Consider the following 5644-nt stretch of genomic DNA (forward strand, 5'->3'; position numbering starts at 1 on the left):
CACCGTTCAATGTGCTTGTGGAAATTGCCGATCAATATAATTGTCCGGTGACCACGCTACCTTCTCATACCGTGTCCATGGATATTTCACAAAGTCCTACGATTACTGGCGTAACAACGACAAATTGTGCAACACCCTTTGGAATTACCGTGAACGCAAGCGGTGGCAGTGCACCATATCTATATTCCATTGACGGGGGAACAACATATGTTGACAATGGAGGTATATTCAATAATGTCGCGGTAGGCTCCTACAGCATTTCTATATTAGATGCTAACGGTTGTACTGCTACGGATACAGCGGAAATATATCCTGTTCTACAAGCAAGTGCAACAAACACAAAATTATTGGATTGTTCTGTAGTAACAGTGCCAAACCCCTATGGTCCGGATGCTGTAATCACCATTGAAGCTACAGATGGTTCCGGTTCTTATGACTATGAGATTACCGGACCTGAAAACGAAACGAGAACAACCCTGACCTCACCGGAAGAATGGACCACGTCTACACCGGGAACGTATACGGTATTGGTGTATGACAACAATAGACCTTCATGTCCCGCGAGAACCTTTACTGTGGACATACCAGATGTGATTAATCCAAATTTCACTTACACTCCTTCGGATGTAACCTGTTTTGGAGGTTCGGACGGTAGCATTTCAATCTCAGAAATAAATAACGGAAATAATCCATTAAGTTATGCTCTGAGTCCTAATGTTTCTCCATTCAATACAAGTACCAATTCGTTCGAGAACCTTCCACAAGGAACTTATGAAATAACAGCAACCGGTCCTAATGGGTGTATCACTACATTTAGCAATATTCCAGTAAACGAACCAATTGCCATTTCGTTTGATATTCCCATGGTAACGCCATTTGGTTGTTCTAGTGACAATACCACCAATAATGCCACAATTACTTTAGATTCTGGCAGTATAGTAGGTGGTTCAGGAAATTATGTCCGCTTTGAATTTGAGGATGATGTTAGTGGAAACATACTTCAAAATGGAACTACAGCCAATTATATTTATACAGATTTTGCAGGTGGAGATGTCATCATAAGAGTTTATGACGATACAGGATGTACGGGAGAAGTAACGGTGACGATACCTACCTACGACAAATTAAATGTTGCCACGGTTCATATTGATGAAGCCATTAGCTGTACTAATTTAGGCGAAGACATTACTATTGATGTAACGGGCAGCCTATCCGACTACACGACTAACCCCGGTAATTATGAGTTTAGAATGTTACCCAGCGGTATTGCCCAAGCTTCGAATATTTTTACAGATTTACAACCCGGTAATTATTCCTTCGTTGTCAGAAATGTAAATACAGGTTGCGAAATAATTGTGAATCATATTGTTGATGAACCAAACACTTTCGATTTAATAGTGGAAAAACTTTCGGATGCTATTTGTTTTGGTGACGATGGAAGTATAAGACTTACCATAGTAGATGCAACGTATACCGCAGGTTTCTCTTGGAGCATCTATAACACCAATGGCACACCTGCTGACCGTTCAGACGATGGTACCGCGGTAATGGTGGGCAACTCTCCAAATCTAGGACCTACTACGGCCATAGGTATTGCGGCCGGGAACTACTTGGTAGAGGTAATCCAAGATGCTTTACCAAATTGTGGTCAAGTAAGGTCGTTCACTATAGCAACGCCAAGCGCTCCGATAACTCTTGGGCCTATAAATACTGTAGATGTTGGTTGTACCAATGATCAAGGAAGCGCTGAAATAAATCCATTGGGCGGGCAGGCACCTTATGACATTACGCTGACGCATAATGCCTCAAGTACGTCTACCACTATTTCAGGAGTAAATTCGCACCTGTTCAACAACTTGGGTGCTGGTCAGTATAACATTAGCATTACAGATGTTTTAGGGTGTCCTGGCACTTTTAATAATGCTTTTGAACTTTTAGTGCCAGATGCAATTTCAGGTAGTGTTTCTTCCACACCATTAGCATGTCAAGGAGATACGGACGCTACCTTATCTTTTAGTTTAGATTCTAGAAACGTAAGTTCTACTTATAGCTATGTGTTACATAGTTTGGATGATGCTGTTGGCTCTACCACGCTCAGCAGTAGCGCTTCACAAAGTGGGTCAACCTTTAATAACCTAGGTTCTGGCTTCTATAGTATTACAGTTTCAGATGCTATGGGATGTACCTATGATTCCGAAATAATTGAAATTGTTGCGCCTACCCAGTCCACAGGTATGCTAGTTACGACCCAGACTTTAACTTGTTTATCAGGTGCGGAATTAGAGTTAAGAGCATCAGGTGGTACCGCCCCGTATAGATGGAGTTCTGATGGTGTTTCATTTAATGTTATGAACGAAATAAATGGTCCAAACACACATCTATTTCAGAATGTTAATGCCGGACCGTATCAATATTATATTCAAGATAGCTTTAATTGTATCTCAATAATTTCGAATGAAATTACCGTTAACGCCGTTGAAGATTTAACCATAAGCCTAGATACCTCAGCAGCTGTTATAAACTGTAATGGTGATAGTACTGCACTAATATTTGCAACAGCAGATGGTGGTCTTGGAGGCTATAGTTATGGCCTGTTCGCAGATCAAGGATTATCTTCACCAATTAGACCGTACCAGAGTTCTGGCACCTTTGCCGATCTTCCCCAAGGAACTTATTACGTTAGCGTGGAAAGTGAGGATTGCCAAACTACCTCAGAAGTGGTTATTATCGATGAGCCCGCACCCTTGGTAGTAACACCTGCGATTACCAATGTTACATGTAACGATGCTAACGATGGTAGTATTGAATTGGACGTACAAGGTGGTAGCGGAGTTTATCAATATGCTATTTATCCGAACCTAAATCAATTTGACGATGAGGGTAGTTTCTTTGATCTATCCCCTGGAGACTATACAGTAATAGCACAAGATACCAACGGCTGTTTTGAAATTATTGAATTTACCATTACGGAACCGGAGATTCTAGAAATGGACCTAAGTGCCACTCCGGAAATTTGTGCCGGTGATGAGGATGGTTCTATAACGGTAACGATAAGCGGAGGAACAGCACCATACAGTACCAGTATCAACTCCAATAACGATGACGATTTTGTGGAAGGTAGACTTACTTTTGATTCCTTAGCAGGAGATACCTATCTGGTATTTGTAAAGGATGCTATGGGTTGTATCGTAAATCAAACCATAACGGTAGAAAATGGCGCAAATCTGGCCGCCACCGCCGAAGTAATCTACGAATGTTCTGGTGACACACCCACCAATAGGGTCTTAGTCACACTTGAGGATGATTCCATTGCCTCGGATGTATTATACGCCCTGGATACTGATGATGCCAATGCACTAGTTCTTGAACCGAGCTTTGAAAATATCGCTCCTGGTGTTCACTTTATTACCATAGCACATGCCAACGGATGTATGAACACTGTTGAGTTCCAAATAGAACAATTTACACCTCTAGCGCTAACGGCTGTACAACAAAACCTAAATGAGATTACTGCCATTGCAACAGGCGGTAAAGAAGGATACACGTTCTATTTTGACGGATCTGACAACGGCGATAAGAACACTTTCTTTATTAAAAGGACGGATACCTATACGGTTCGTGTGGTAGATGAAAATGGTTGTGAAAGCACTACATCGATTTTCATGGAATTCATTGATATTGAAATACCCAATTTCTTTACCCCAGATGGTGATGGCCAAAACGACCTTTGGCTACCGAGGAATATAGCACAGTTTCCTCAAATCTGGATCAATGTTTTTGATAGATACGGCCGTTTGGTGTATCGCCTTCAGGACAGTCCAGAAGGATGGGACGGATTCTATCAAGAGAATACACTACCAACAGGTGATTATTGGTATGTTATTAAGCTTAACGGAGCTGAAGATACCCGTGAATTCGTAGGGCACTTTACTTTGTACAGATAAGCTTTAATCGACACGAAAGAGCACCCCAATGGAAATTATAAATCTATTGGGGTTTCTGCTTCAATTTATCTAGATGCGGATGGTATTATAAAAAGCGTAGTGCACCACATTTAAAGTAATTTTTACAACAATATATTGCAGTCACAGATGAAATCTGATTTTTTGTCAAGTAGTTTCCAATTACCTCAAAATTTAAGCTTTACTTAAGAAATCTCGCCCTTTTTATCTTTCTTTTTTTAGGAAATAAAAGTTTTGCGCAGTTAAGCGATTTACATTATCTGCAACCGTTAAATCAAGCTATCGGTAATGGCTCTGTAAGAGAACAAAGGATGTACCTATCTACGCCAGAAACTACAGCATTCACCGTAAACGCGTATATTGGTGCAAGTACAACTCCTATTCTATTTACACTTTCCAATACGCGTACGCAAACTTATAATCAAGAAAACGGAAATAATGGTATAACCATGGTAAGCGATCAAGATACCCGTAGGATTTGAAATAGCTGTGGGAAAGGGAGCTAACGGTGAATCTGCAGGACCACTCACGATACGATAGGTTGTATTTCCGGTACTTGTTGATACAACAGGAATTTCAAAATTAGTTTGTCCACATGCCCCATATAGGTCATTACCCACATTTGCTTCTACGGTTTTAGAAGAACCTCTAAAATCTAAACGATACTCACGTGAAACATTACATCCTGTATTGGGGTTGTTTATGGTATAGACAAAGGTATAAGGGTTTCCAGGGGAAACCAGATTGTTCCCATTCGTACGGGCAGTGCCCAGGGCCAGACCCATGCCCTCCGGGAAGTTTTGACCCAGCATACGAACAGATAGACCCTTCTTCAATAGCTGGGGCCGTTTTCTGTTCTGGGCAGACAAGAACATTTACGATAGGTGTTGGGCCGGGAACGACAGATGAGGCAGAATCAGGTGACGAGGAATATATTACCCTCTTTATCGATTTTGATTGTGACGGGATATTTGAGTATAGCGTTAGTGACTCTTGTATTTATCAAAGACCGAACGGGTGTTCCATAGACCTTTCCGTAACCGCGCCAACGGTAACGGTACCCACTACTTTCAATGCCAGGGCAATGCTAAGATATTTTGACCCGATAACAGATCCATGTGGGGAAATTTTCGATGGGGACATTGAAGATTTTACCATAACGGTGAACGTACCGCCCGATCCGGTACTTACGAGCAGTGATGCGGACAATACCATTTGCGACGGTGACAGTGTTACCTTTACGGCCAGTGGCGGTGACGAGTACGAATTTTTTGTAAACGGTACCAGCGTGCAGCCGCTTTCCACGGCCAATACCTACACCACCTCCGGTTTGTTGGATGGTGACAGCGTAACGGTGACGGCACTGTACACCTCGAACGGATGCGACACCGAAAGCACCCCCATAGCCATGACGGTATTGGACCCCGTCTTCACGACCCAGCCGGTGGACCGAACATCTTTTGCGGGGGACGATGTCATATTTTCGGTCACCACAAGTGAAGTGGTCACCTATCAGTGGCAAGTGAGCCGTGACGGGGGCACGACTTTTACCGATATCTTCGATAGTACGGAGTACTCGGGTACGGGTACGGCGAACTTGACCGTCAACTCCGTGGATGTGGACAAAGACAATTACAGATATAGGGCCTTGATGACATCATGCGCCTTTGATACCTCTGCGG

At 42.5% G+C, this 5644-nt stretch carries 3 protein-coding genes; 2 read left to right on the plus strand and 1 reads right to left on the minus strand.

Features of this window, described 5'->3' with window-relative positions:
- On the plus strand, positions 1–3944 hold a 3944-nt coding region (locus BFP77_RS07110), incomplete at its 5' end, for a T9SS type B sorting domain-containing protein (protein WP_143751872.1).
- 401 nt (positions 3945–4345) lie between these two features.
- Here the strand turns inward: BFP77_RS07110 and BFP77_RS16840 are convergent.
- A complete protein-coding gene (locus BFP77_RS16840; protein WP_143751873.1) occupies positions 4346–4582 on the minus strand; it encodes a hypothetical protein in 237 nt (78 codons plus the stop codon).
- Positions 4583–4632: 50 nt separating this feature from the next.
- On the opposite strand from BFP77_RS16840, the gene BFP77_RS16845 reads away from it, so the two are divergent.
- The coding region (locus tag BFP77_RS16845; protein WP_143751874.1) for a GEVED domain-containing protein at positions 4633–5644 on the plus strand (1012 nt) is incomplete at its 3' end.

The organism is Maribacter sp. 4U21, assembly GCF_002742365.1.
In the GTDB taxonomy this organism is placed as follows: Bacteria; Bacteroidota; Bacteroidia; order Flavobacteriales; family Flavobacteriaceae; genus Maribacter.